26 protein-coding genes and 1 riboswitch are annotated in these 20,996 nt (G+C 61.2%); of the genes, 9 read left to right on the forward strand and 17 right to left on the reverse strand.

Annotated elements, in window-relative coordinates:
- Window positions 1-367: 367 nt before the first annotated feature.
- Window positions 368-655, forward strand: coding sequence for a hypothetical protein (locus AT6N2_RS06150; RefSeq protein WP_209089296.1), 288 nt, complete (start codon window positions 368-370; stop codon window positions 653-655).
- Between the two features lie 10 nt (window positions 656-665).
- Here AT6N2_RS06150 and dmeF read toward each other — a convergent pair whose 3' ends face one another.
- The gene (gene dmeF, locus AT6N2_RS06155; protein WP_209089298.1) at window positions 666-1,688 is read right to left on the reverse strand and encodes a CDF family Co(II)/Ni(II) efflux transporter DmeF; all 1,023 of its coding nucleotides are present in this window, start codon (window positions 1,686-1,688) and stop codon (window positions 666-668) included.
- Window positions 1,689-1,750: 62 nt separating this feature from the next.
- The gene (gene dmeR, locus AT6N2_RS06160; RefSeq protein ID WP_063950883.1) at window positions 1,751-2,023 is read right to left on the reverse strand and encodes a Ni(II)/Co(II)-sensing transcriptional repressor DmeR; all 273 of its coding nucleotides are present in this window, start codon (window positions 2,021-2,023) and stop codon (window positions 1,751-1,753) included.
- Window positions 2,024-2,152: 129 nt separating this feature from the next.
- Between dmeR and AT6N2_RS06165 the strand changes: the two genes are divergently transcribed.
- From AT6N2_RS06165 to AT6N2_RS06180, 4 genes are all read left to right on the forward strand, one after another.
- Window positions 2,153-2,500, forward strand: a complete 348-nt coding sequence (locus AT6N2_RS06165) for a hypothetical protein (RefSeq protein ID WP_186376661.1) — start codon at window positions 2,153-2,155, stop codon at window positions 2,498-2,500.
- Between the two features lie 60 nt (window positions 2,501-2,560).
- A complete protein-coding gene (locus AT6N2_RS06170; RefSeq protein WP_063950881.1) occupies window positions 2,561-2,974 on the forward strand; it encodes a MerR family transcriptional regulator in 414 nt (137 codons plus the stop codon).
- A 203-nt stretch (window positions 2,975-3,177) separates the two neighbouring features.
- Entirely contained in the window at window positions 3,178-3,666 is a 489-nt protein-coding gene (locus tag AT6N2_RS06175; protein ID WP_209089300.1) for a GNAT family N-acetyltransferase, read from the forward strand.
- Between the two features lie 19 nt (window positions 3,667-3,685).
- Window positions 3,686-4,252, forward strand: coding sequence for a type 1 glutamine amidotransferase family protein (locus tag AT6N2_RS06180; RefSeq protein WP_209089303.1), 567 nt, complete (start codon window positions 3,686-3,688; stop codon window positions 4,250-4,252).
- A 177-nt stretch (window positions 4,253-4,429) separates the two neighbouring features.
- On the opposite strand, the gene AT6N2_RS06185 is transcribed toward AT6N2_RS06180, so the two are convergent.
- From AT6N2_RS06185 to AT6N2_RS06215, 7 genes are all read right to left on the reverse strand, one after another.
- Entirely contained in the window at window positions 4,430-4,744 is a 315-nt protein-coding gene (locus AT6N2_RS06185; protein WP_209089306.1) for a hypothetical protein, read from the reverse strand.
- A gap of 4 nt (window positions 4,745-4,748) precedes the next feature.
- The gene (locus tag AT6N2_RS06190) at window positions 4,749-5,459 is read right to left on the reverse strand and encodes a CbtA family protein (RefSeq protein ID WP_209089309.1); all 711 of its coding nucleotides are present in this window, start codon (window positions 5,457-5,459) and stop codon (window positions 4,749-4,751) included.
- Window positions 5,460-5,470: 11 nt separating this feature from the next.
- Window positions 5,471-5,653, reverse strand: a complete 183-nt coding sequence (locus AT6N2_RS06195; protein ID WP_209089312.1) for a CbtB domain-containing protein — start codon at window positions 5,651-5,653, stop codon at window positions 5,471-5,473.
- Between the two features lie 161 nt (window positions 5,654-5,814).
- Window positions 5,815-6,041: riboswitch (cobalamin riboswitch) on the reverse strand.
- 185 nt (window positions 6,042-6,226) lie between these two features.
- A complete protein-coding gene (locus tag AT6N2_RS06200) occupies window positions 6,227-7,147 on the reverse strand; it encodes a cytochrome c (RefSeq protein ID WP_209089313.1) in 921 nt (306 codons plus the stop codon).
- Between the two features lie 87 nt (window positions 7,148-7,234).
- Window positions 7,235-7,669, reverse strand: coding sequence for a c-type cytochrome (locus AT6N2_RS06205; protein WP_063950875.1), 435 nt, complete (start codon window positions 7,667-7,669; stop codon window positions 7,235-7,237).
- A 258-nt stretch (window positions 7,670-7,927) separates the two neighbouring features.
- A complete protein-coding gene (locus tag AT6N2_RS06210; protein WP_209089314.1) occupies window positions 7,928-8,773 on the reverse strand; it encodes a metallophosphoesterase in 846 nt (281 codons plus the stop codon).
- A gap of 112 nt (window positions 8,774-8,885) precedes the next feature.
- Window positions 8,886-9,488: a superoxide dismutase gene (locus AT6N2_RS06215; RefSeq protein WP_209089315.1), complete on the reverse strand. Its 603-nt coding sequence runs from the start codon at window positions 9,486-9,488 to the stop codon at window positions 8,886-8,888.
- A 220-nt stretch (window positions 9,489-9,708) separates the two neighbouring features.
- Between AT6N2_RS06215 and AT6N2_RS06220 the strand changes: the two genes are divergently transcribed.
- Window positions 9,709-10,053 (forward strand): hypothetical protein, encoded by a 345-nt coding sequence (locus tag AT6N2_RS06220; RefSeq protein WP_209089316.1) that lies wholly within the window; start codon window positions 9,709-9,711, stop codon window positions 10,051-10,053.
- 4 nt (window positions 10,054-10,057) lie between these two features.
- Here AT6N2_RS06220 and AT6N2_RS06225 read toward each other — a convergent pair whose 3' ends face one another.
- The gene (locus tag AT6N2_RS06225) at window positions 10,058-10,600 is read right to left on the reverse strand and encodes a GNAT family N-acetyltransferase (protein WP_233282484.1); all 543 of its coding nucleotides are present in this window, start codon (window positions 10,598-10,600) and stop codon (window positions 10,058-10,060) included.
- A gap of 96 nt (window positions 10,601-10,696) precedes the next feature.
- On the opposite strand from AT6N2_RS06225, the gene AT6N2_RS06230 reads away from it, so the two are divergent.
- Entirely contained in the window at window positions 10,697-11,584 is an 888-nt protein-coding gene (locus tag AT6N2_RS06230) for a LysR family transcriptional regulator (protein ID WP_209089317.1), read from the forward strand.
- Window positions 11,585-11,812: 228 nt separating this feature from the next.
- On the opposite strand, the gene AT6N2_RS06235 is transcribed toward AT6N2_RS06230, so the two are convergent.
- Both AT6N2_RS06235 and AT6N2_RS06240 read right to left on the reverse strand, forming a co-directional pair.
- The gene (locus AT6N2_RS06235; protein WP_209089318.1) at window positions 11,813-14,173 is read right to left on the reverse strand and encodes a methyl-accepting chemotaxis protein; all 2,361 of its coding nucleotides are present in this window, start codon (window positions 14,171-14,173) and stop codon (window positions 11,813-11,815) included.
- A gap of 159 nt (window positions 14,174-14,332) precedes the next feature.
- Window positions 14,333-15,214, reverse strand: a complete 882-nt coding sequence (locus AT6N2_RS06240; protein WP_209089320.1) for a branched-chain amino acid aminotransferase — start codon at window positions 15,212-15,214, stop codon at window positions 14,333-14,335.
- Window positions 15,215-15,552: 338 nt separating this feature from the next.
- Between AT6N2_RS06240 and tam the strand changes: the two genes are divergently transcribed.
- Window positions 15,553-16,323: a trans-aconitate 2-methyltransferase gene (gene tam, locus AT6N2_RS06245; RefSeq protein ID WP_063950871.1), complete on the forward strand. Its 771-nt coding sequence runs from the start codon at window positions 15,553-15,555 to the stop codon at window positions 16,321-16,323.
- 2 nt (window positions 16,324-16,325) lie between these two features.
- On the opposite strand, the gene AT6N2_RS06250 is transcribed toward tam, so the two are convergent.
- Window positions 16,326-16,694, reverse strand: a complete 369-nt coding sequence (locus AT6N2_RS06250) for a VOC family protein (RefSeq protein WP_209089322.1) — start codon at window positions 16,692-16,694, stop codon at window positions 16,326-16,328.
- Window positions 16,695-16,742: 48 nt separating this feature from the next.
- Complete coding sequence (locus AT6N2_RS06255; protein ID WP_209089324.1) at window positions 16,743-17,450, reverse strand: helix-turn-helix transcriptional regulator; 708 nt, start codon at window positions 17,448-17,450, stop codon at window positions 16,743-16,745.
- Window positions 17,451-17,656: 206 nt separating this feature from the next.
- Between AT6N2_RS06255 and AT6N2_RS06260 the strand changes: the two genes are divergently transcribed.
- Window positions 17,657-18,484, forward strand: coding sequence for an aldo/keto reductase (locus tag AT6N2_RS06260; protein ID WP_209089327.1), 828 nt, complete (start codon window positions 17,657-17,659; stop codon window positions 18,482-18,484).
- A 24-nt stretch (window positions 18,485-18,508) separates the two neighbouring features.
- Here the strand turns inward: AT6N2_RS06260 and AT6N2_RS06265 are convergent, their stop codons facing one another.
- The 3 genes from AT6N2_RS06265 to AT6N2_RS06275 form a co-directional block, all read right to left on the reverse strand.
- Complete coding sequence (locus tag AT6N2_RS06265) at window positions 18,509-19,120, reverse strand: LysE family translocator (RefSeq protein WP_209089331.1); 612 nt, start codon at window positions 19,118-19,120, stop codon at window positions 18,509-18,511.
- Between the two features lie 213 nt (window positions 19,121-19,333).
- Entirely contained in the window at window positions 19,334-20,143 is an 810-nt protein-coding gene (locus AT6N2_RS06270; RefSeq protein WP_209089334.1) for an AraC family transcriptional regulator, read from the reverse strand.
- A 70-nt stretch (window positions 20,144-20,213) separates the two neighbouring features.
- Window positions 20,214-20,972, reverse strand: a complete 759-nt coding sequence (locus AT6N2_RS06275) for an SDR family oxidoreductase (protein ID WP_209089337.1) — start codon at window positions 20,970-20,972, stop codon at window positions 20,214-20,216.
- Between the last annotated feature and the right edge of the window lie 24 nt (window positions 20,973-20,996).

Here is a 20,996-nt window from a genome sequence, read left to right on the forward strand (position 1 = left end):
CCAGACGGATTGGCGCGTCCGCGAGATTTCCTCTTTCCGTCATACCGGCCTTGAGCCGTTATCCAGCCAGGCCAAGTCCTTGAACTGAAAGGACTCTCTTGCCGCGCAGGGGCGCGCCGGCTGGATTCCGGTTCAAGGCCGGAATGACGGGAGCGAGGTGTTTATGGCGCCAGAAATTTAAACCGGGCTGCAATGCCGCGAGGGACAAAGCTGGCAACCTCTTCCTTGCCCGTCTTCATTAGGCAAAAACGAAGCGCCACTTCGCCGCCTGTCAACCCTTCCCTGTCGCTGCAGCGCAGCAGACGCAAGGCTCACGCAAGTCCGCGCCGTTAACTATTCGTTAACTTTTGAACGCGGAATCACTGACATGCAGATCGAAAGCAGTATTGGCGGATACAACTACAAAGGTCGCATTCGTGACATCGAAAAAGCCGGCGGCGCGCAGAATGCGCCGGAGGAGCAGGCCGTAAATCGCAGTCCTGGCAACCCTACGGTTTCCAGCACCATTCTCTCGCAGTCGCTGGCCAATGTGCTCTGGGCGGTCGGCAGCGGCAATGCGCCCGCCCTCCAGGAAACGGCCACCGCTTCTCCCGAAGACAAGGCGAAAGCGCAGGTCGAATGGGTGCGTAGCGCTTACTCGGAATATACCGAATAAGCGAGTCTGATCAGGCCCTTGCCGGGCTCACTTCCACCGTCACATGCGACAGTTCATGTATGGCGGCAAGTTTCTGCTTATAAAACGCCGGTGCTTTCGGCGCCTGCGAATGGATCGCCACGATAGCGGCGTGATGTCCCGGCCCCACCTGCCAGACATGCAGGTCCGTAATGCGATCTTCTTCCGTTTCCACAGTTTCACGGATTTCCTGCGGCAGATCCTCGGCATCCGGCAGCGCGTCGAGCAGCGTCGTCGCCGTCGAGCGGATCAGGCCCCAGGACCAGCGGGCAATCACCAGGCCGCCAACGATACCCATCAAAGGATCAAGGAACGACCAGCCGTTCCACTTGCCAAGAAGCAGCGCGACGATGGCGAGGACCGAGGTCAGCGCGTCCGCCAGCACATGCAGATAGGCGGCGCGCAGATTGTTGTCCCGACCGCCCTTTGCGCCGTGGCCGGCATGGGAACCGGCATGGGAACCGTGATCGTGATGGGCGTGGCTGCCGTGCCCGTGATGGGCATGCGAGCCGTGTGAATGGCCGTGACCATGGCCATGATCGTGGTGGTGATCATCCTTCAAAAGCACGGCGCTCAAAAGATTGACGGCAAGGCCGATGGCGGCGACGAGAATGGCCTGGTTGAAATCGATCTCGATCGGATTGACGAGGCGCATCCCGCTCTCCACCGCAATCAGCAACGCCACGACCGCCAGTACGATGGCGCTGGCAAAGCCGGCGAGATCGCCGAACTTGCCGGTGCCGAAGGTGAAGCGCGGGTTACGCGCTTCGCGCCGGGCATAAAGATAAGCGAGCGCCGAAATCAGCATCGCGCCGGCATGGGTCGACATGTGCCAGCCATCGGCCGTCAGCGCCATGGAACCGTACCAGTGGCCGGCGACGATTTCGGCTACCATCATCGCGGTAGTGAGCGCGATGACCATCCACACGCGCTTTTCATTGCGCTCGTGGTTCTGGCCGAGGAAGACATGGTCGTGGCCAGTTGCCGCACGGTGTTCGGATGTCGTCGTCGTCATGTCGCTTTTTCCCGGATCTATGATGTCGATTAAATGTTCGGTTCGATCTGCTGTCGGCCGATTTACCGGATGTAGGTCTTCAGCACCTGGGCCAGCTCTTCTGCCGCCCGCGCCCGTTCGTCTTCGGTCTCGGCATGCACCACATGCTCATGCAGGTGCTCCTGCATCACCTCCCCTGTCAGACCGGAGAGAGCGCCGCGCACCGAAGCGAGCAATTGCAGCACCTCGCCACAGGGCTTGGCGTCATCAAGCGCACGCTCCACCGCTTCCATCTGCCCCTTCAGGCGGCGGATGCGGGCAAGCAGCTTGTCCTTGTTGCGGATGGTATGGGACATGGTGACCTCATATACTATAGGGGGGTATAGTATATTGGCATCATTTTTTGCACAAGACGCGCAGGACGCAATCTTCGCGAATGTTTCGACGCTTAAAAATGCCCCATCAGAACTAGGGGACTCACAGTCATGACGACTATCGCAGCAACCAGCAGCATCAATTTCGCCTCCCCCGTCCGCGGCATCGCGCCTGCGCACAACCGGGAGAGCCAGTCCACCACCGAGGCTTTGCAGGAGCTGACGCGGGCGGCCCATCGCGCCATTTCGGTGGCAGGCAATGTCGCCACCGCTGTCGCTCCGCTGGCCGGCGCCTCAGCGAGCCTCGCTGCCGCTCTCTGGAACATGGACAGCGGCGCTGCCGCCGCAACTGGCGCCAATGCTGATGTGACCGCTTCCGCCCAGCCGGATATGGCAAGCCTCGAATCGCAGATCCTGAAGGCGCTCGCCCATGCTCTCGGCGTCGAAGGAGCCGCTTGAGGCCATTGAACCGGCGGCGGAAAAGCCATATCTCTAGAGACTGGAGATTTGGAGAAGATCATGCTGTCCATCGGTGAATTGTCGAAACGTACCGGCGTCAAGGTTCCGACGATCCGCTATTACGAGCAGATGGGCCTCATCCGCGAGGCGGATCGGTCGGAGGGCAACCAGCGCCGCTACGAGAAATCCGACCTCGAGAGGTTGACCTTCATCCGCCACGCGCGCGATCTCGGCCTCAACATCGATGCTATTCGAGAACTCATCGCGCTCAGCCAGCACCGGCAGATGCCCTGCGACGGCGCGGATCGCATCGCCGCCGAACATCTTGCCGATGTGCGCGAGAAGATCGCCAGCCTGAAGAAGCTGGAACACGAACTGGAACGCATCGTCTCCCATTGCCACGGCCATTCGATCGAGGATTGCTACGTCATCCGGGCGCTGTCCAACCACGACATGTGCGAGGGCGAGCACTGAGTGAAAAACCGGGCTTGACAGTTTACGGATTCGGGCGCATTTGATGTCTCATGATCAACGAACGCGCACCCATCTCCTGCTCGTATTTTTGGGCCTTCCTTTAAGGGCGGCTCGACAGATCATATTGTCAACAAGCCGCCGTCAGGCGGCTTTGTTGTTTTTCAAGCGTCCTGACGGCACAGATAAGACCAAAGGACCGAGAAATGACCGAAGATAGCTCCCTGACACTGGAAAGACCGCCCGTCGTCATCATTCGCGGTGCGCGCAAGACCGATCTGCCCGAGCTCAACGAGATGATCACGCTGCTTGCCTCCTACCACGGCGATGCGGCGGCGATCACGCCGGCGAAACTGGAACGCGACATGTTCGGCCCGCTGCCGTGGGTACATGGCCTCGTGGCCGAAGCCGATGGCGCGCTGATCGGTTACGCCCTGCTTCTGCCGCTCTACCGGGCGCAAGAAGGCCGGCGCGGGCTGGAGCTGCATCACCTCTTCGTCCGTGATGGCCATCGCGGCCATGGCACCGGCCAGCATCTGGTTTCCCGCGCGCGGGATATCGCCAAGCGGCTCGGCTGCGACTATCTTTCCGTCAGCGCCACAACAGGCAATGTAGCGGCACATCGTTTCTACGAAAACATGGATTTCGCGCCGCGTCCGGTCACCGGCATGCGCTACATGCAGTCCATCGCCTGATTGACCCACGGAGACGGCCATGACACGGATCGCCATTGCATTGGCTGAGGATTTTGCGGACTGGGAGCCGGCGCTGCTTGCGGCGGCGGCGCGCAGCTATCTCGGCGTCGAGATCGTTTATGCCACGCCCGATGGCCGGCCGGTAACGTCCATGGGCGGGCTGAAGGTAACGCCGGATACATCCTATGATGCGCTCGACCCCGTTGACATCGATGCGCTCGTCATCCCCGGCGGTCTCAGCTGGGAAAAGGGCACGGCTGCCGATCTTGGCGGGCTGGTATACCGGTTTCGCGACAGGCACCGGCTGGTCGCCGGCATCTGCGCGGCGGCAAGTGCGCTCGGCGGCACGGGCGTTCTTGATGATGTCGCCCATACCGGCAATGCGCTGGCATCGCACAAGGCCTATCCGACGTATCGTGGTGAAGCGCTGTATCGCGATCAGCCGAAAGCGGTCAGTGACGGCGGCATCATCACGGCACCCGGCAGCGCACCGGTGAGTTTCGCCGTGGAAATTCTGAAAAGCCTCAGACTCTTTGGTCCGGAAGCCGAGGCGGAGCTTCAGGTTTTTGCGGCGGAGCATGGGTGAGGCGCGGAGCGTTGTTCCGCCCTCCCTCCGTCATACCGGCCCTGAGCCGGTATCCAACCAGCCCAAGTCCTTGGGCTGAAAAGACTTCTCCCGCCGCGCAGACGCGCGTCGGCTGGATGCCGGATCAAGTCCGGCATGACGGTCGAGAAGAAGATGTCTCTCGCAAATCATCCTGCGCTATTCTCGATCAAGCACCCGGCACACACGCGCCGCAAACTCCGGTCCCTCGCCGGCAATCGCGCGGCGAATATCGCGGCTGTTCAAATGCAGGCTGCGGCCGGCGGGCAGGTTCGAGCGTTTGATCTTGAAGATTGCCGCAGCGGCAAATGCAGCTTCGTGGTTTTGAAAATAGGCAAGCGCCGCATAACGATCGGGGCTCGGCCCCAACACCGCCTTGAAGGCGAGACGGTGAACGGCGCAGAAAGCGCCGTGACCGGGAACGGCAAAACGCAGCGCATCGAGTTCCTCACTCCATTCCGCTGCGTCCTGCATGGTTTCAAGCCTGCTGGAAGCGCTTCAGGAACAACGCGCTCAACGTGCCGAGAAGCGCCCAGAAGACGAAGCTGGTGACGGTGGCGGCAACGATGAACTGACGCTCGAGCGGCAGCGGCGCCAGGGCATGCTCGCCTTCAGGCGGCAGCGGCGCACCCACCACATGCGGCGCGACGATCATCACCAGCGCCAGAACAATCGCCCAGGGCTCGCGACGGAATGCGATGAGCGCAATGCCGCCCGCGGTTGCGGCAACGGTTGAAAGCCACCAGACCTGCCGTGATTCAAGGGCTGCGGCCGGGCTGCCCGGCAATTCCGGCGGCAGGCCGATCATAGGAGCAAGCATGACGGCGGCAAAGCCGGCAACGCCCCAGAGAAGGCCTTCGCGCCAACCGGCATTGGTACCACGCAGCGACATGAGGCCAGTCAGCACCAGCGCGTAACCGATGGCGGTCAGCACATTGGCCGCGACGGTGTAGGCGGTACGCTCGAAACCATCGGCCGGAGCCCATGCCTCGTCATTGTGCTCATGGGCGGGAGCCGCAGCGCCCGGTGCAGGCGCATCATGGCTGTGCGGCGCTTCGCCAGCGCTTTCAAAGGTTTCCGCCTGAAGGATGAGCGGCGTCGTGCCGACAGCCTGCATGGCGGAGACAGCGAGACCGCCGACAATGCCGACGAGCACGGCGGTAAAGACGATGTTACGGAAGAAAGACATGCCGCTCCCCCTCAGTGGCAGGGGAAGGCGTTGGCATGGCGCGTGTCGTGCGCGGCATTGTGGACGGCTTCCACATGGGAAAAGCCGACAAAACCGACGACGAACAGGCCAAGCACGACCGCCGTCAGCGATTGCGCGAAGCTCGCTGTTTTTGCAGACGCGGCGGCATTGGCCGTATTCTGATTGATGGACATGGTGACCCCTCTCCGGCGCGACCCCGCGCCTTTGGACGCGGCCGGGCGGCAGAAGCCGCAAAACCGCATGCGATACACTTCACCACGGGGATACGAGACTGACACAGGGCGGCATTGATCCCGCCACCCTGAAATTCCGCTCTTCCGGACACCCCGCCGGCATGGACATTTCCGTGATGGCAGGTCTCCTGGCTTACGGGTCAAAACCTGAAACGCCTTCCCGGCATCGCTCTCGCCCTGAATGGGGCGAGATGGCTTGCCAGTGGCATTTCGTTTCAGGCTCTCCGCTCACAGTTGCGGGGGCAGCCACGAATGAGGATGTCTCCCTATCGTGTTCCCTTTTCACCTTCCGGAACGCCCGGAAGGAACCATCACAGGATTGTTATCCGATGGGCAGGGTCGGGAGTCAATGGTGGGCCTGATTTCGAACTGCACGCCGTCGCCTCCACCTCTGTCACCCCAGACTAGATCCGGGGGGCAGCGCGATCAAGTCCTTGATCGCAAGAGACTCTTCTCACGGCGCAGACGCGCCGTGGCTGGATGCCGGATCTGGCCCGGCATGACGGCTGAGGATTACCGCGCCGGGATCGCCTTCAGATAGGCGGCAATCGCGTCGCGATCTTCGGCGGTCAGATGCGCCATGTTCTGCTGGACCTTGACCATGGAGCCGCCGACGCTGTCGAATTCCGGGGTGAAGCCGGTTTCGAGATAGCCGGCAATATCGGCCTTTGTCCAACTGCCGATGCTCTGTGAACCGGGGGTAATGTCTGGAATGCGGCCCTCGCCTTCGGGATTGGGTCCGCCCGCCAGCCATTTGTCCGCCAGGAAGCCGCCAAGCGCATTGCGTGGCGTGTGGCATTCGCCGCAATGGCCGGGTCCTTCCACCAGATATTGGCCACGCAGCAGCTCGGCATTGGCGTTGGCAAGCTCGACGCGCGGCGGGGCGGCGGGGTCGAAATAAAGGAACTTCCAGCCGCCCAGCACCATGCGCATGTTGAAGGGGAACGGCAACTCGTGATCCGGCGCATCGTTCTGGCTGGCCGGCAGGGTTTTCAGGTATCCGAAGAGATCGTTGATGTCCTTCTGCGTCATGCGAGCATAGGACGCGTAGGGGAAGGACGGATAGAGATGCTCGCCATTCTTGCCGACGCCGCGCGTCATGGCATCGCCGAACTCCGCCAGCGTCCAGGCGCCGATGCCGTGCTGCGGATCGGAGGAGATATTTGGAACATGGAAGGTTCCGAAGGGACTTGGCAGCGCTTGTCCGCCCGAAAGCGTCAGTTGCGCCTCTCCCTTCGCATCGGGTGCGGCGTGACAGCTGGCGCAGCCGCCGGCCCAGAACAGGGTTTCGCCGTTGGCGAGATCGGGGTCGCCCAGGCTGACCCAATGGCTTGGCGCCTGCCGTTCAGGCGCTGTAACCCAGGTAAATATGCCGTAGCCCGCAATCGCCGCAATCACGGCACCACCGACGAGTTTCGTCCAGATGGAGGACATGCCCCTCTCCCCAATCTCACCTGACCTGGCCAGGTGCCTTGCCTGCCGGAAAACGCCGCCTGTGAGCGGCGTTTCCAGATACGTCGCTTATTTCTTCAGACGGTAGGTCTGGTGGCAGGTGCCGCAATCGGCGCCGAGCGTCTTCATGGCCGTGGCAACGCCGGCCTGGTCGGTGGGCATATTGGCGAGAACCGCATCGGCGTCCGTCCCGAGCTTGACGGCCTTGGCCTTGAAATCATCGAAATTTTCCCAGATGGCAGGCGCTGCCGCGCTGCCGGTCTCGGTGCCGGCGGGAAACTGGTCAGGGAAAGCCTTGGCATTGGTGCTGATGGTTGTCACGGCAGTCTTGACGGTGTCCGCATCAAAGGGCTTCTCGCCCTTGGAGATCGCGGCAAGCGAACCCATGGCGCCACCGATCTGCTTCATCATGCCTTCGCGCTTTTCGACTTCGCCGGCAGCGTAGACCGCTCCGGCGCAAAGACAGCCGAACAGCATGGCCGCCGTGATGGTTTTCAGTTTCATACACTCTCTCCTTGATGCCGGCGAATGCCGGGCTTTGAACGCAACGGCGGGAGGATGCCCTGTCCCCATGGCGAAAAGAAGTCACATTGCGGTGAATTCTTCCAAGAAAACAGAAGTCTAGGCAGGATGACGACGCACATCACGCCGGCTCTATGGCCGGACGCTGACAGCAGACTGAATGGGAATAACCGCCTGAAAGCAGGCGGCGCGGCCGATAAATGTCACTGAAGCCGGCGACGGAAGCAGCCGATGCCCCGATCAGAGCGCCAAAACGCGGTCTTCCTCACGGCCAAATCCCCGAATCGCGATCCGGTCGGCAAACACATCGGCGATGGCAAAGGTATTGCGGTCGGGTGTATCGACCATGCCCTTGAAATTGACGAAATGGGTCTTGCCGAGCACGCCGTAATTGCCCTCGTGATTATGGCCGTTGAACCATGCGACGGCCGACGGGTGCGCACCGAGAAGCTCGAGAATGCGTTGCGCATCCCACATATTGTGGGCGTTTTCCGGAAAAACCGGGTAGTGGCAGAAAAGGACGACTTTTTCGCCTGTAGCATCCGCCTTTTGCAGAACCGACCGAAGCCAATCGAACTGCGCCTCACCCAGCGATGCATTCCATTCCTGCGCATTGATTGCGCCTGCGTCCCTGAGGCGCTTCAGCCGTTCTTCGGCAAGCACACGGCGTACATCACCTGGCGGGGGCGCAAAAAGGCTGACCTCATTACCATCGAGAACCACGAAGCGGACATTACCAATGGCGAAATCATGCCAGGGGGCAGACATGCCAAGGCGGGCATGGATAGCGCCGAGATGATCGGGCGCGACCGAAAAATCGTGGTTGCCGGGTAGCATCACCGACGGGTGCCGAAGCCTGTCATAGGCGCTGAGAATGACATCAAAACTCGCAAAGTCGCGATCGATGATATCGCCGAGCGTCACCACGAAGGCGAGGTCCTCGGCGTTGAAGACATCGATGGCGGCGGCAAGTTTTGCAGGGCTTTCGCGATAATAGCGGCCCATGTCGGGACGCGGATCGACATCGGCATATTGGGGATCGGCGACGATGCCGAAGGAGAAGAGAGGCGTGCTTTTTTCAGTCATGATGCGCCGCGATAAACCCGGCGGATGACAGGCTTGTGACAGTGCACGGTCGTCCAGAAAGCAGAACACCCGGCGCGATGGCCGGGTGCTCAGGAATTCGGTTGTTAAAGCCTTACTTGGCAGCGGCTTCGTAACGCTCCAGGACGTAGTCCCAGTTGATGAGGTTATCGACGAAGGCTTCGAGGTACTTCGGACGCAGGTTGCGGTAGTCGATGTAGTAGGAGTGTTCCCAGACGTCGACGCCGAGGATTGGCTCTGCACCGTACACCAGCGGGTTTTCGCCGTTCGGGGTCTTGGAGATTTCGAGCTTGCCGTTCTTGACGGAGAGCCATGCCCAGCCGGAGCCGAACTGCGTGGTGCCGGCAGCGATGAAATCCGCCTTGAACTTGTCGTAACCGCCGAGATCGGATGCGATCGCTTGCTCGAGCTTGCCCGGAAGCTTGTTGCCGCCGCCGTCCTTCTTCATCCACTTCCAGAAATGGACGTGGTTGTAGTGCTGCGCGGCGTTGTTGAAGAGACCGGCATTGGTGCCAAAGGACTTCTTCACGACTTCTTCGAGCGACAGGTCGGAAAGACCGGCCTCGGCAGCCAGCTTGTTACCGTTGTCGACATAAGCCTTGTGGTGCTTGTCGTGGTGGAACTCGAGCGTCTCGCGCGACATGTAAGGTGCAAGCGCGTCGTAGTCGTAGGGGAGTTCGGGAAGTTCGAAGGCCATGGTTTTTACTCCTTTTTGCAGCGGGTTACCGCTCCTAGAAACCGTGTGAGCGGACCATAGGAGCGAAGCTCTGTTTGGGCAACCGGTGAATTATCAAAATGTTCCGCCAAAGGAGAAAATTCATCTCGCCACTGGCGCCACCACATTTGTTTCACAACCGCAGCGTACCGTTTTACACCCTATCGGTTCTGTTTTGCCGACAATGCAGGAAGGAAATTCCATGACCCGCCCTTTGATCCGCCCCCTTATCCTCGTCGCCGCGCTCTGCGCAATCGCACTTCCGGCCGCCGCCTCGTCTGACGACGCATGGAAAGAATTCGCAGCGCAGGTCCAGACGGCCTGCCTCGCTGGCGCCAAGGATATGATCGAGGATGCGAAGGCGGTGGTCGATCCCTTCGGCAGCGAAAACTACGGCCTCGCCATTCTCACCGGCAAGGCGAAGGGAGCGGATGCGACCGTCAGCCATATTTGCGTCTATGACAAGAAAACCAAGGCCGTGGAACTGGGCAGCGAACTTGCGGGCGATACGCTGAAGGTGGAGATTCCTGGCTCCACGAAACCCTGATTGCTTAGAAGCGCGGCGTCGTATCGCCTTCGCCCAGCGCACGTTGCATCAGCACCGTGTCCAGCCATTGGCCATGTTTCCAGCCAATGGATTTGAACGTGCCAACAAGCTCGAAACCGGCGGCGCAATGCACGCCGACCGATGCCGCATTGGCGCTGTCGCCGATGACGGCGATCATCTGCCGGAAGCCACGCGCGGTTGCCTCGCTGATCAGGGCGTCCAGCAGCTTACGGCCAATACCCATGCCTTTCATCGAGGGGTCGATATAGACCGAGTCTTCGACTGTTGCGCCATAGGCCGGGCGGGCGCGGTAAGCGCCGGCATAGGCGTATCCAGCCACTTTGCCTTCCGCCTCGGCGATGAGATAGGGAAAATTGCCCTCGACCAGAAGACGGCGGCGCTCCGCCATTGTTTCCGCCGTTGGCGGATCGATCTCGAAACTGGCGCGGCCATGCAAGACTGCATCCCGGTAGATTTCAGTGATGGCTGGGATATCCGCCTCTTCACAGGGGCGGATCAGAAGGCTGGAAGTGGTGGGAGGGGTCATTCTCTTGTCCTGCGGATCATTTACGCCGGCATTGTGCATTGCGGCGCGGTCAAAATAAAGATTATCTGACTTATACAAACGATAAGGTTTTCTTTGATGATGGACCTCGATCTGCGGCAGTTGCGCAGTTTCATGGATGTGGCCGATCTCGGCAGCTTTTCCGCCGCCGCCGACAAGGCCGGGCTGACACAGCCGGCCGTGAGCCTGCACCTCAGGCTGCTCGAGAAACAGCTGGGCGTGCGGTTGATCGAAAGGGTCGGCAGACGCGCCCAGCCGACGGCTGCGGGCCGCGACTTCCTCATCCATGCAAGGCGGATTGCAGAGGAAGTGGCGCATGCCATCGACACCGTCGCGCCGCACCGGAGCGGCATCACCGGGCGCCTGCGCATCGGCACGGGCGCCACCGCCTGCATCTATCTGATGCCGCCAGTGCTGGGCGATATCCGGCGTGCCATGCCGGGTATCGAGATCGTGGTGCAGACTGGCAATACCCACGATATCCTGCGGCTCCTGGAGGCCAATATGATCGACGCCGCCGTGGTGGCCCTGCCCGCGAGCGGTCGCAGCCTCGATATCAGCGAGATTCGTCTCGACGAGATGGTCGCCGTCTTCCCGAAGGATACAGTGGCGGACACAAGTTTGCTCACCGCAGCTGTGCTCTCGACCAAGCCGCTGTTGCTCTACGAGGGCGGCAATACGCGCAAGCTGGTGGATCAATGGTTCGCTGCAAGCGGCCGCGCCGTGCAGCCGACGATGGAACTCGGCAGCGTGGAAGCCATCAAGAAACTCGCAGGCGCCGGGCTTGGCGTTGCCATCGTGCCGAGGATGGCGGTGGAACAGGACGCCACCTCATCCGGGCTGCAATGGCGCTCACTGCATCCGCCGCTTGAACGGCGGATCGCGCTGGCGATGCGCCGCGACAAACATATGACCGCGCCGCTGCGGGCGCTTGCCGCTGCGCTGCCGGATGTGCGGAAAGGATGAGGCCCGTGCCGGCTGCGAGGGCAGGCCTCGACTTGTTGACGAGAAGGCCCCGTACTCTCTCCTCCGTCATGCCGGACTTGATCCGGCATCCAGCCACGGCGCGTCTGCGCGGTGAAGAGAGTCTTTCGCGATCAGGGACTTGATCGCGCTGGCCCCCGGATCCAGTCCGGGGTGACGGAGCCCATAACCAAGCCTCCACCCGCACATTCAGTCCCACGAGGTTCGTTCTCAAAACTCCGTCCAGTCATCCCCCTTCACGGCCAGCGCCGCGTTACCGCGCGAAGCGGAAACCGGGCGGGCCTTCGCAGCCGGGGAGGTTTGGGTGGCAGGCGCCTGCGCTGGCTTTGCTGCGCGCTGCATCTGTCGCGCCGTCTCCCGCAACACAGAGGCCTGCTGGCCGAGCTGGAACTGCGCCAAGAGTGCCTGGAGATTGGCGCACTCCTGCGCAAGGCCCGCACCGGCGGCGTTCATTTCCTCAACCATGGCGGCATTCTGCTGCGTGGCCTGATCCATATGGTTGACGGCGGTGTTGACCTCGGAAAGGCCCGAGGATTGTTCCTGCGCTGCGGTCGCGATGGCATCCATATGGCTGTTGACGGACAGCACCAACTGCTCGATTTCGGAAAGCCCGACGCCGGTATCGGCGACTAGCTTCACCCCCTCGCCCACCGCAACAGCCGATGTATGGATGAGCTGTTTGATTTCCTTTGCCGCATTGGCGGATCGCTGAGCCAATTCGCGCACCTCCTGTGCAACGACCGCAAAGCCCTTGCCTGCATCGCCCGCCCGTGCCGCCTCCACGCCGGCATTCAGCGCCAGAAGGTTGGTCTGGAACGCAATTTCATCGATCACCCCGATGATTTGGCCGATCTGGCTCGAGGAATGCTCGATCCGTTCCATGGCCGCGACCGCGTCACGCACCACCTTGCCGGAAAGGTCGGCTCTTGCCCGGGCATCTCGCACGGTTTCGCGCGCCTCGTTGGCGCGTTTGGAGGTTGCGGAGACATTGGCGGTGATCTGTTCCAGCGCCGCGGCGGTTTCTTCGAGCGACGCAGCCTGCTGCTCGGTGCGACGGGAAAGATCGTCGGAAGCGGACGAGACCTCGTGTGCGCCGCCGTTTACCGTCTGGACGGAGTGGCCAACGCTCGTGAGCGCATCCCGCAGCTGAACCACGGAGCTATTGAAATCATGCCGCAGCGCCTCGAATTGCGGGGCAAGAGGCGTTGTGATTTCCGCCAGCATGTCGCCGGACGCCAGGCGGCGCAGGCCTTCTGCCAGCAAGCGGGTCGCCTGGTTGAGGCGCTCTTCGGCCTCGGCCTCTGCCCGTTGCTGCAACGCGACGCGGTCGCGGTCGCTCTGTTCCCGGTTGGCATCGGCCTGCATTTCCAGTTCGCGTTTACGCAGCGCGGCCTCGCGGAAGATTTCCACGGCACGCGCCATTTCGCCGATTTCGTCACCGCGACCTGCCCCCGACACGTCGATGGAGAGATTGCCGCTCGCAAGGCCCATCATCGTTTCACTCAGGCGAGAAATCGGACGGGTGACCCGCTTGGAGATCACGATCAGGCCGCCGATGCAGGCCAGAAAGGTCGCCAAGAAGACCGCGAGATAAACGAGTGCATTCGTAAAGGCTTCGGCCTTTCTTTGCTGGGCATTCGCATCCAGAAGAGCAATGGCGTCGGACGCGACTTTCGCGACGACGTCGATATTCTCGGTGACGGTGGTGCGCCAAGTATCGACGGTGAACGCCGGCGTGCGTCCGTTTGAGAGATCATCGACGAAGCGGGCCCGGCGAGCGGCGAAATCGCCCTTAAAATAGGCATTTTCGGCAGCCGCATAAGCGGTCTTGAGCGATGCCGGGGTCGATTCATGCGCGATGAGGTCGCCGGTGATTTTCCAGGCAAACAGCGCCGTGGCATCCAGGTTGCCGAGTTGCTGGATTTCCTGTGACGTGAGGGATCGTTGATCCGCAACGACAGTGTTGAGCATCACGGTGGCGCTGCCTGCAACCGCGCGGGCTGCCCAGGCATTGGCCCGCAGCTGGATAATGCCGGTCAGCGTCTCGTCGAGAGACCAGATATGCCCTTCGAGGTCCGTCGATTCCTGCTCTATCGCGGTGAGCAATTCCGTGCCGAGCGCGAGGACTGTCTTGTCAATGCCCTTCTCGCGACGATCGAGCGGCAGGGTCAGATTGGAATCGATCCTGGTCCGCAGATCGACAAACCGCTGATAGGCGGATTTGACGCGCGCGACGCCTTCCTGCAACGCCGCATGATCGAGCGAAGCGGATTGCTCCAGAAAAGCATTGACCGCAACATCCACACGCTGGCGTGCGGCGCGGGCCGTCGTGATGCTGCCGGTCGCCCGCGAGAGATCAACCGCCAGCGCCGAGGCGCTGTGACCACGCTCGGCGCGAAACGCCAGCAAGGCGTCGAATAGTTGCTTGTCGAGCGATGCGAGCTCTGCGACTTCGGAATAGTCGTGAAACTTCTTGAACGAAGTCCACATTCCGTTTCCAACGAGCCCCGCCAGCGAAAGACTGATGACGAGAAATAAACCAATAAGAATATTACGTATCGTGAAAAACATGGACGGCTCCCATAGCCTTAAAATCAATGGGTAGACCTTGAAGCCGCTTTTATAAAATTGAATTAATACCGCCTGCTTTGTAGGGGTATTTTTCGCAGGTGCGAACAGGAAGGCCGCGGACACATCGCCGCGGCCTTTCTGTCTTGAAACAGCACCCTATCAGGCGTCTGAGCCCCGACGCGCCCAGTCCATATAGAGATCGAGCGCCTTGCGGGCCACGGGTCCCGCCTGCAACTCGCGATCGTCGAGCTTCACGACGGGGGACACCTTGGAATAATTGCCCGAGCAGAAAATCTCGTCCGCCTCACGAAAATCCTCAACCGAAAGCGTTGCTTCGCGAACCTCGAACCCGGCCTGGCGCAGAAGGCCCATCACACGCGAGCGGGTGATGCCGGCAAGGAAGGTGCGGTTCGGCACGGGGGTGAATACGATCCCGTCCTTGACCATGAAGACATTGGCCGAAGCGGATTCGGCGACGTTGCCGTTCATGTCGCGCATCAGCGCATTGTCGAACCCGCGCGAGCGCGCTTCGATGATGGCGCGCCCGCTGTTCGGGTAGAGGCTTCCGGCCTTGGCGTCCGTCATTGCCGTTTCGGGCGACGGACGGCGCAACGGCGACACGGTGAGCGTCAACGGCTGGCCGGCATCCATCGGCGCCTCGAACAGGCAGAGCGCAAACCGGGTGGAGTTGGCATCCGGCGCCACGACGCTGCCCGGCATGCCGTGTTCGGCCCAGTACATCGGCTTGATGTAGATCGCCATCTTGCCATCGAATTTCTTGACGCCCTCGAGCGCCAGCGCCTCGATCTCCTCGGCCGTCATGGTCGGCTTCATGCCCATGTTGGTGGCGGAGCGATTGACCCGCTGGCAGTGCAGATCAAGATCGGGTGCGACGCCATCGAACCAGCGTGCGCCGTCAAATACCGTGGAGGCCAGCCACATGGCATGCGAAGTCGGCCCGATGAGCGGCGGATTGCCGGGCAGCCATTGACCGTCAACATAGGTCCATGTGGTTGATCGGGGTGCGGTATCGACGCTCATTGCGGTCTCCTGTGTCAGGCGTTTCCGGCTTGCGAAAACGCTCGGTCATTTTAGGTCTGGTGCATATCGGCGGGCTAACGCTGCGCGCGCTCGGCCCCGACACGGGCTTTAAAATCGGCCGGAGTGAATGCCTCTGACCCTGGCAGGTCAAGGTTTAATTGCCGGGATTTTTGATTTTGATGGAAAATAACAAATCAATGAACCTGTGCGCATGTTTTATAAGGTGAAACAAAAGGTTGATGAATGAATTCATCACAATAATTCATCGATCCGATGATGGCGGGGCCATGGCGCCCGTGCCATGCTGCGGATCTGACGGCAATCGGCAGGAGTAAATCATGGTATGGTCCGCGCAACAATATCTCAAATTCGAAAACGAGCGGACGCGACCCGCGCGCGATCTCCTCGCCCAGGTGCCTCTGGAGCGGGTGTTGAACGGTTATGATCTCGGCTGCGGCCCCGGCAATTCCACCGAGCTTCTGACAGAGCGTTACGGCGTCAATGTCATCACCGGCATCGATAGCGATGACGACATGCTGGCAAAGGCGGTTGACCGGCTGCCGACCACCCGTTTCGGCAAGGCCGATCTTGCGCTTTGGAAGCCCGCGCAGAAAGCGGATTTGCTTTACGCCAACGCCGTTTTCCAATGGATACCGGACCATCTCGCCGTCCTGTCGCAACTGATGGACCATCTGGAGAGCGGCGGTGTTCTCGCCGTGCAGATGCCGGACAATCTGCAGGAGCCGACCCATATCGCAATGCATGAGACGGGTGACGAAGGGCCGTGGAAGGACAAATTTTCGGACGGTCGGCTGCGTCGCAAGCCGCTTCCCGCGCCTACGGCCTATTTCGATGCGCTTTCGCCAAAAGCTGCGCGGGTTGATGTCTGGCACACGATCTACAACCACCCCATGACAGATGCGGACAGCATCGTTGAGTGGGTGAAGGGCACGGGGCTGCGCCCCTATCTTGACGCAGCCGGTGAGGAAAACCGCGACGCTTTCCTCGCCGACTATAAAAGACGCATCACCGCAGCCTATCCGGCGATGGCGGATGGGCGGCTGCTCCTGCGCTTTCCGAGACTGTTTATCGTTGCAGTGAAAAAGTAACGTCAGCCCGCGAAAGCATAGACCCGCAGACGATGATGATCGGGGTCAACGGCGGTAAATGTGTAGCCGAAATCCATGGTCGATGGCGGCTGCAGAATGTCGATGCCCCTCGCCTTCCAGGCGGCGAAAATCTCGTCAACTCTAGTCTCATTTTCGACCCGGAACGCGATCTCACCGCCGCCGCCGGTCATCGACGCCTTCGGCTCGACAGTGTGACGCGACCAGAGGCCGAGTTTCATGCCGGTTTCAAGTATGAAGAGGGCAAATGTCGGCGAGGCTTCGACAGGGTCGACGCCCAGGAGGTCCTTGTAGAATCCCGTGCTGGCGGGCGGATTGTCGACATAGAGGATGGTGAAGTCGGGATGGGTCATGGCTATTCTCCTGTGTTGCGGATGAACGGTTTCTAGACCCAACTCCTGTCAGATTTTGTCAGCATACTCACGCCGGCGCTGTTTTTCCCGCTCGCGCCATTCCTTCAGCAATGCCTGACGACGGCGCGGGTAACGGCTGTCGAGAGGGCGGAAATCTTCTATGCGGTCGGCCCGGAAACTGCGGTAGTCCTGCCGTGTCTCGCACCAGCCCAGCACCACCCGCACCAGATCGAAAAAGGCGAGTGCGAAGGGCCAGACAACGCGCTCCGTCAGCTCGCCCTTTTCGTCGCGGTAAGTCATGACGACCTTGGTTTCCTTGCGGATCACCTCGCGGATGACGGCGAGGTCGATGTGGAGCGCGGCGACGCCCTGACCGGGGCCAATCAACAGCGTGGAATGATCCAGTTCCTCGCGCAGCGCATCCGGCAAAACGGCGCCGATCTTGACCAGCGCCGCCCGGGCAGCCTCCGCCAGCCGCGCATCGGCGCGACCCGCCACCCAGCGGGAGCCGAGCACCAGCGCTTCGATCTCCTGCTGGGAAAACATCAGCGGCGGCAACAGGAAACCCGGACGCAACACGTAACCCACCCCGGCTTCGCCCTCGATATCGGCCCCCTGCGCCTGCAACGTCGCGATGTCACGGTACAGCGTGCGCAGGCTGACGCCGGTCCGAGCGGCAAGAAAGGTGCCGCTGACCGGCATGCGGTGAGACCGCAGGATCTGCAAGAGATCAAGGAGCCGCTGTGAGCGTGACACGTGATGTTTCTCCGTTGCGTCTGCCGGGTCCGGTGACGGCATTCCAGCGCCAGACTGGTAACGCCGGACAGGGCTACCCGCAATGGATGCCATGAGCCGCGAATGCAAAACCTTGAAACCGATGGCACTGACACCAGTTAGTAACGGAACGCCCCACCGCCGGCTTTCCTGCCGGTCCATCAAGTCAATGACAGGAGAGACATTCCATGTATCACGTCAACGCGAATGGTGCTGATATTCCCGCACTTGGTTTCGGCACCTTCCGCATTCCGGAAGACGATGTCAGGCGCATTCTGCCGGAAGCGCTGAAGCTTGGTTTCCGCCATGTCGATACGGCCCAGATCTACAAGAACGAAGGCGCTGTCGGAGAGGTCATCGCCCAATCCGGCATTTCCCGGCATGATATATTCCTGACCACCAAGGTCTGGGTGGACCGCTATCGCCACGATGATTTTCTCGCTTCCGTCGATGAAAGCCTTGCGAAACTGAAGACCGACTATGTCGACCTTTTGCTGCTGCACTGGCCAAAAAGCGATGTGCCGCTTGCCGAACGCATGGGCGCGCTGAACGCGGTGCGCAAGGCCGGCAAGGCGCGCAATATCGGCATTTCCAACTTCAACGTGGCACTGACCGAAGAGGCGGTGAAGCTGTCCGACACGCCGCTTGCCACCAACCAGATCGAATATCACCCCTATCTAGACCAGACGAAGGTGATCGCGGCCGCACGCAAACACGGAATGTCGGTGACGGCCTATTATCTGATGGCCGATGGCAAGGTGCCGAACGATCCTGTTCTCAAGGACATTGGCGCGAAGCACGGCAAGACCGCCGCGCAGGTGGCCCTGCGCTGGGCGGTGCAGCAGCCGGATATCGTGGCGCTTTCCAAGACGGCGACGGAAAGCCGCCTGAAGGAGAACTTCGACATCTTCGATTTTGCGCTGGCGGAAGAGGAAATGCAGGCGATCCACGCGCTCGCCAAGCCGGATGGCCGCATCGTCAATCCGGGCCATCTCGCGCCCGACTGGGACGACTGAGGCAACGGGGCTATGGGTCCCGTCTTATCGCTCGGTCAGGGCCAGCTTCGCCCCCAGCGCCACGAAAGCGGCGGCGAAGCTGCGCCTCAGCCAGGCGAGGACCGCCGGACGTGACACCACCTGCCGCCGGATCGAGGCGGCAAAGCAGCCATAAAGCGTAAAGACAAGAAGCGTCAGGGCCATGAAGACCAGCCCGAGTTCGGCCATGCGCCATGTCGGAACAATCTCATCCGGCGCGATAAACTGCGGCAGGAAAGCGAAAAAGAAGATCGAGAGTTTCGGGTTCAGCAGATTGATAAGGATCGCCTCGCCGATGACGCGGGTGGCTTTCTGCGGCGCTTTGGCATCGTCGATCTTCAGCGCACCACCCTCGCGTAGCGTGTTCCATGCCATGTAGAGGAGATAGGCGACACCGAGATATTTCACGATGCCGAAGGCGAGCGCGCTGGTGTGCAGGATGGCGGCAAGGCCGGTGATGGCGGCGAGCAGATGCGGCACGATGCCGAGTGTGCAGCCTAGGGCCGCAACCACGCTCGCCTTTGCCCCCTGCGAAAGGCCGGCCGCCAACGTGTAGACCACGCCGGTTCCGGGAGAGGCGGCGACGATGAAGGATGTGATGAGGAATTCAGGTGTCATGGTGCGGGTCTGTCCTCTTGGGGTGGAGGACGGGAGCATGATGGTGCGCGGGGTGGGTGTCTTGGATGAAATTGCAGCGCCACATCCGCACACCGTTACCCGAGCCGGGGTCCAGCGTGGTCAGGTCCTTGACCACGAAGGACTCCTATCACGCCGCAGACGCGCCGTGGCTGGATGCCGGATCTAGTCCGGCATGACGGAAGAGAGCAAAGATCAACCAGCCGCCGCCGCCCGATAGACCGCCGGCGTCACCCCGAATTGGCGCACGAAAACGCGGTTCAGATGGCTTTGGTCGGCAAAACCGGCGACGAAGGCCGCCTCGGCGGGCGGGGTGCCCTTGGCCAGCGCATGTCGCGCCAGATGCACGCGGCGCTGGAGAAGATAGCTGTGCGGCGTCAGCCCCGTCGCCCTGGCGAAAGCGCGCAAGAAGCGGAACTGGCTCATGCCGGCTTCCTCAGCCAGATCGGCAAGGCGGAACGGCCGGGAAGGCTCGTCATCGATGCGGTTTTTCGCACGCCTGATGATCGCAGGCACGGCCAAGACAGGTGGATTGGCAGCCTTCTCCATGGCATCCCCCAGCAGCATCAGCAGCGTCTCCTCGGAAAGGAGAGTTTCGCCCGGCCGCTCATTTGCCGTCACGGCTGAAAAGACAGCGTTGAAGCGCTGGGCCAGAGGTCTCGACTCCACGGGATGGACGAATTCGAAGGTGCCGCTGTCCTTCCCGCTGAGATCGGCAATGGCACGTTGAACGATATCGATGTCGAGATAAAGCATCCGCCAGGCGCGGCCGCCCTCCCCGAGCGGAATACCGTCGTGCACCTCGCCCGGGTTGACGGTGATGACCTGGCCGGCGCCCGCTTCCACCACGCCGCGGCCGGAGAGGGATTTCTGTGCGCCGCGATGGATGAGACCGATACCAAATTGATCATGCATATGGCGCGGAAAGGAACGGTCACTATCCGCCACCACGGCGGCAACGCCGGGCAGTATCGTTTTCGGCATCAGGAACCGGCCTTGGGCCATGAAAGCGCACGCTCCGCGGGAAAGAGCGCGACGCTATCACAGGATGCTGCCATACGACAGTTGTTACCGTTTACGGATGCATGTGGTTGATCATGGCGAAGACCTGATCGAAATTGCCGTTCCGCGCGGCAAACCGCAGCGGCTTGCAGCGTTCCACCACCACTTCCTTCTCATCCGGGCGATTTTCGAGGATATCCATGACCTCGGAAATGAAGGCGTGGAGCGGCATTGCTCTTTCATCCTTCGCCTGGCCCTCACCCATCAGCGTCGTCTGCACGTATGGCGGCACGATTTCGATGACCTCAACCGGCGTCTCCTTCAACTGCTCGCGCAGCGCGACCGAATAGGCATGGATGGCGGATTTGGTGGCGCTGTAGGTGGGGGTCAACACCATGGGCACAAAGGCCAGGCCTGAGGAGACCGTCAGCACCGTTGCAGCAGGCTGCTTAAGGAAATGCGGCAAAAGCGCCGCTGTCAGGCGGATGGGTGCGAGGAGATTGGTGGCGACGGTTTCTTCGGCCGTCTCCAGATAATCAGGTGCTGCGGCGATGTCTTCCGGCCGCATGATGCCGGCATTGTTGATGACGGCATTCAGGGTCGGATGGGCCTTTACCAGAGCTTCGGCAAACGCGCGGATGCCTGCGGCGTCCGTCGCGTCCATCACCATCGAGGCCATGCCGGGATTGGCGGCCGTCACCTCGTCGAGCGCGGCCTTGCGACGGCCGGAAATGATGACCCTGTTGCCGGCCTTGTGAAAGGCTTCCGCGAGCGCCCGGCCGATGCCGGAGCCGCCGCCGGTGATGAGAATGGTATTGCCAGAGATTTTCATGGGAACATCCTTCGCTTGTTGGGT

Source organism: Agrobacterium tumefaciens, from assembly GCF_017726655.1.
In the GTDB taxonomy this organism is placed as follows: domain Bacteria; phylum Pseudomonadota; class Alphaproteobacteria; order Rhizobiales; family Rhizobiaceae; genus Agrobacterium; species Agrobacterium tumefaciens_B.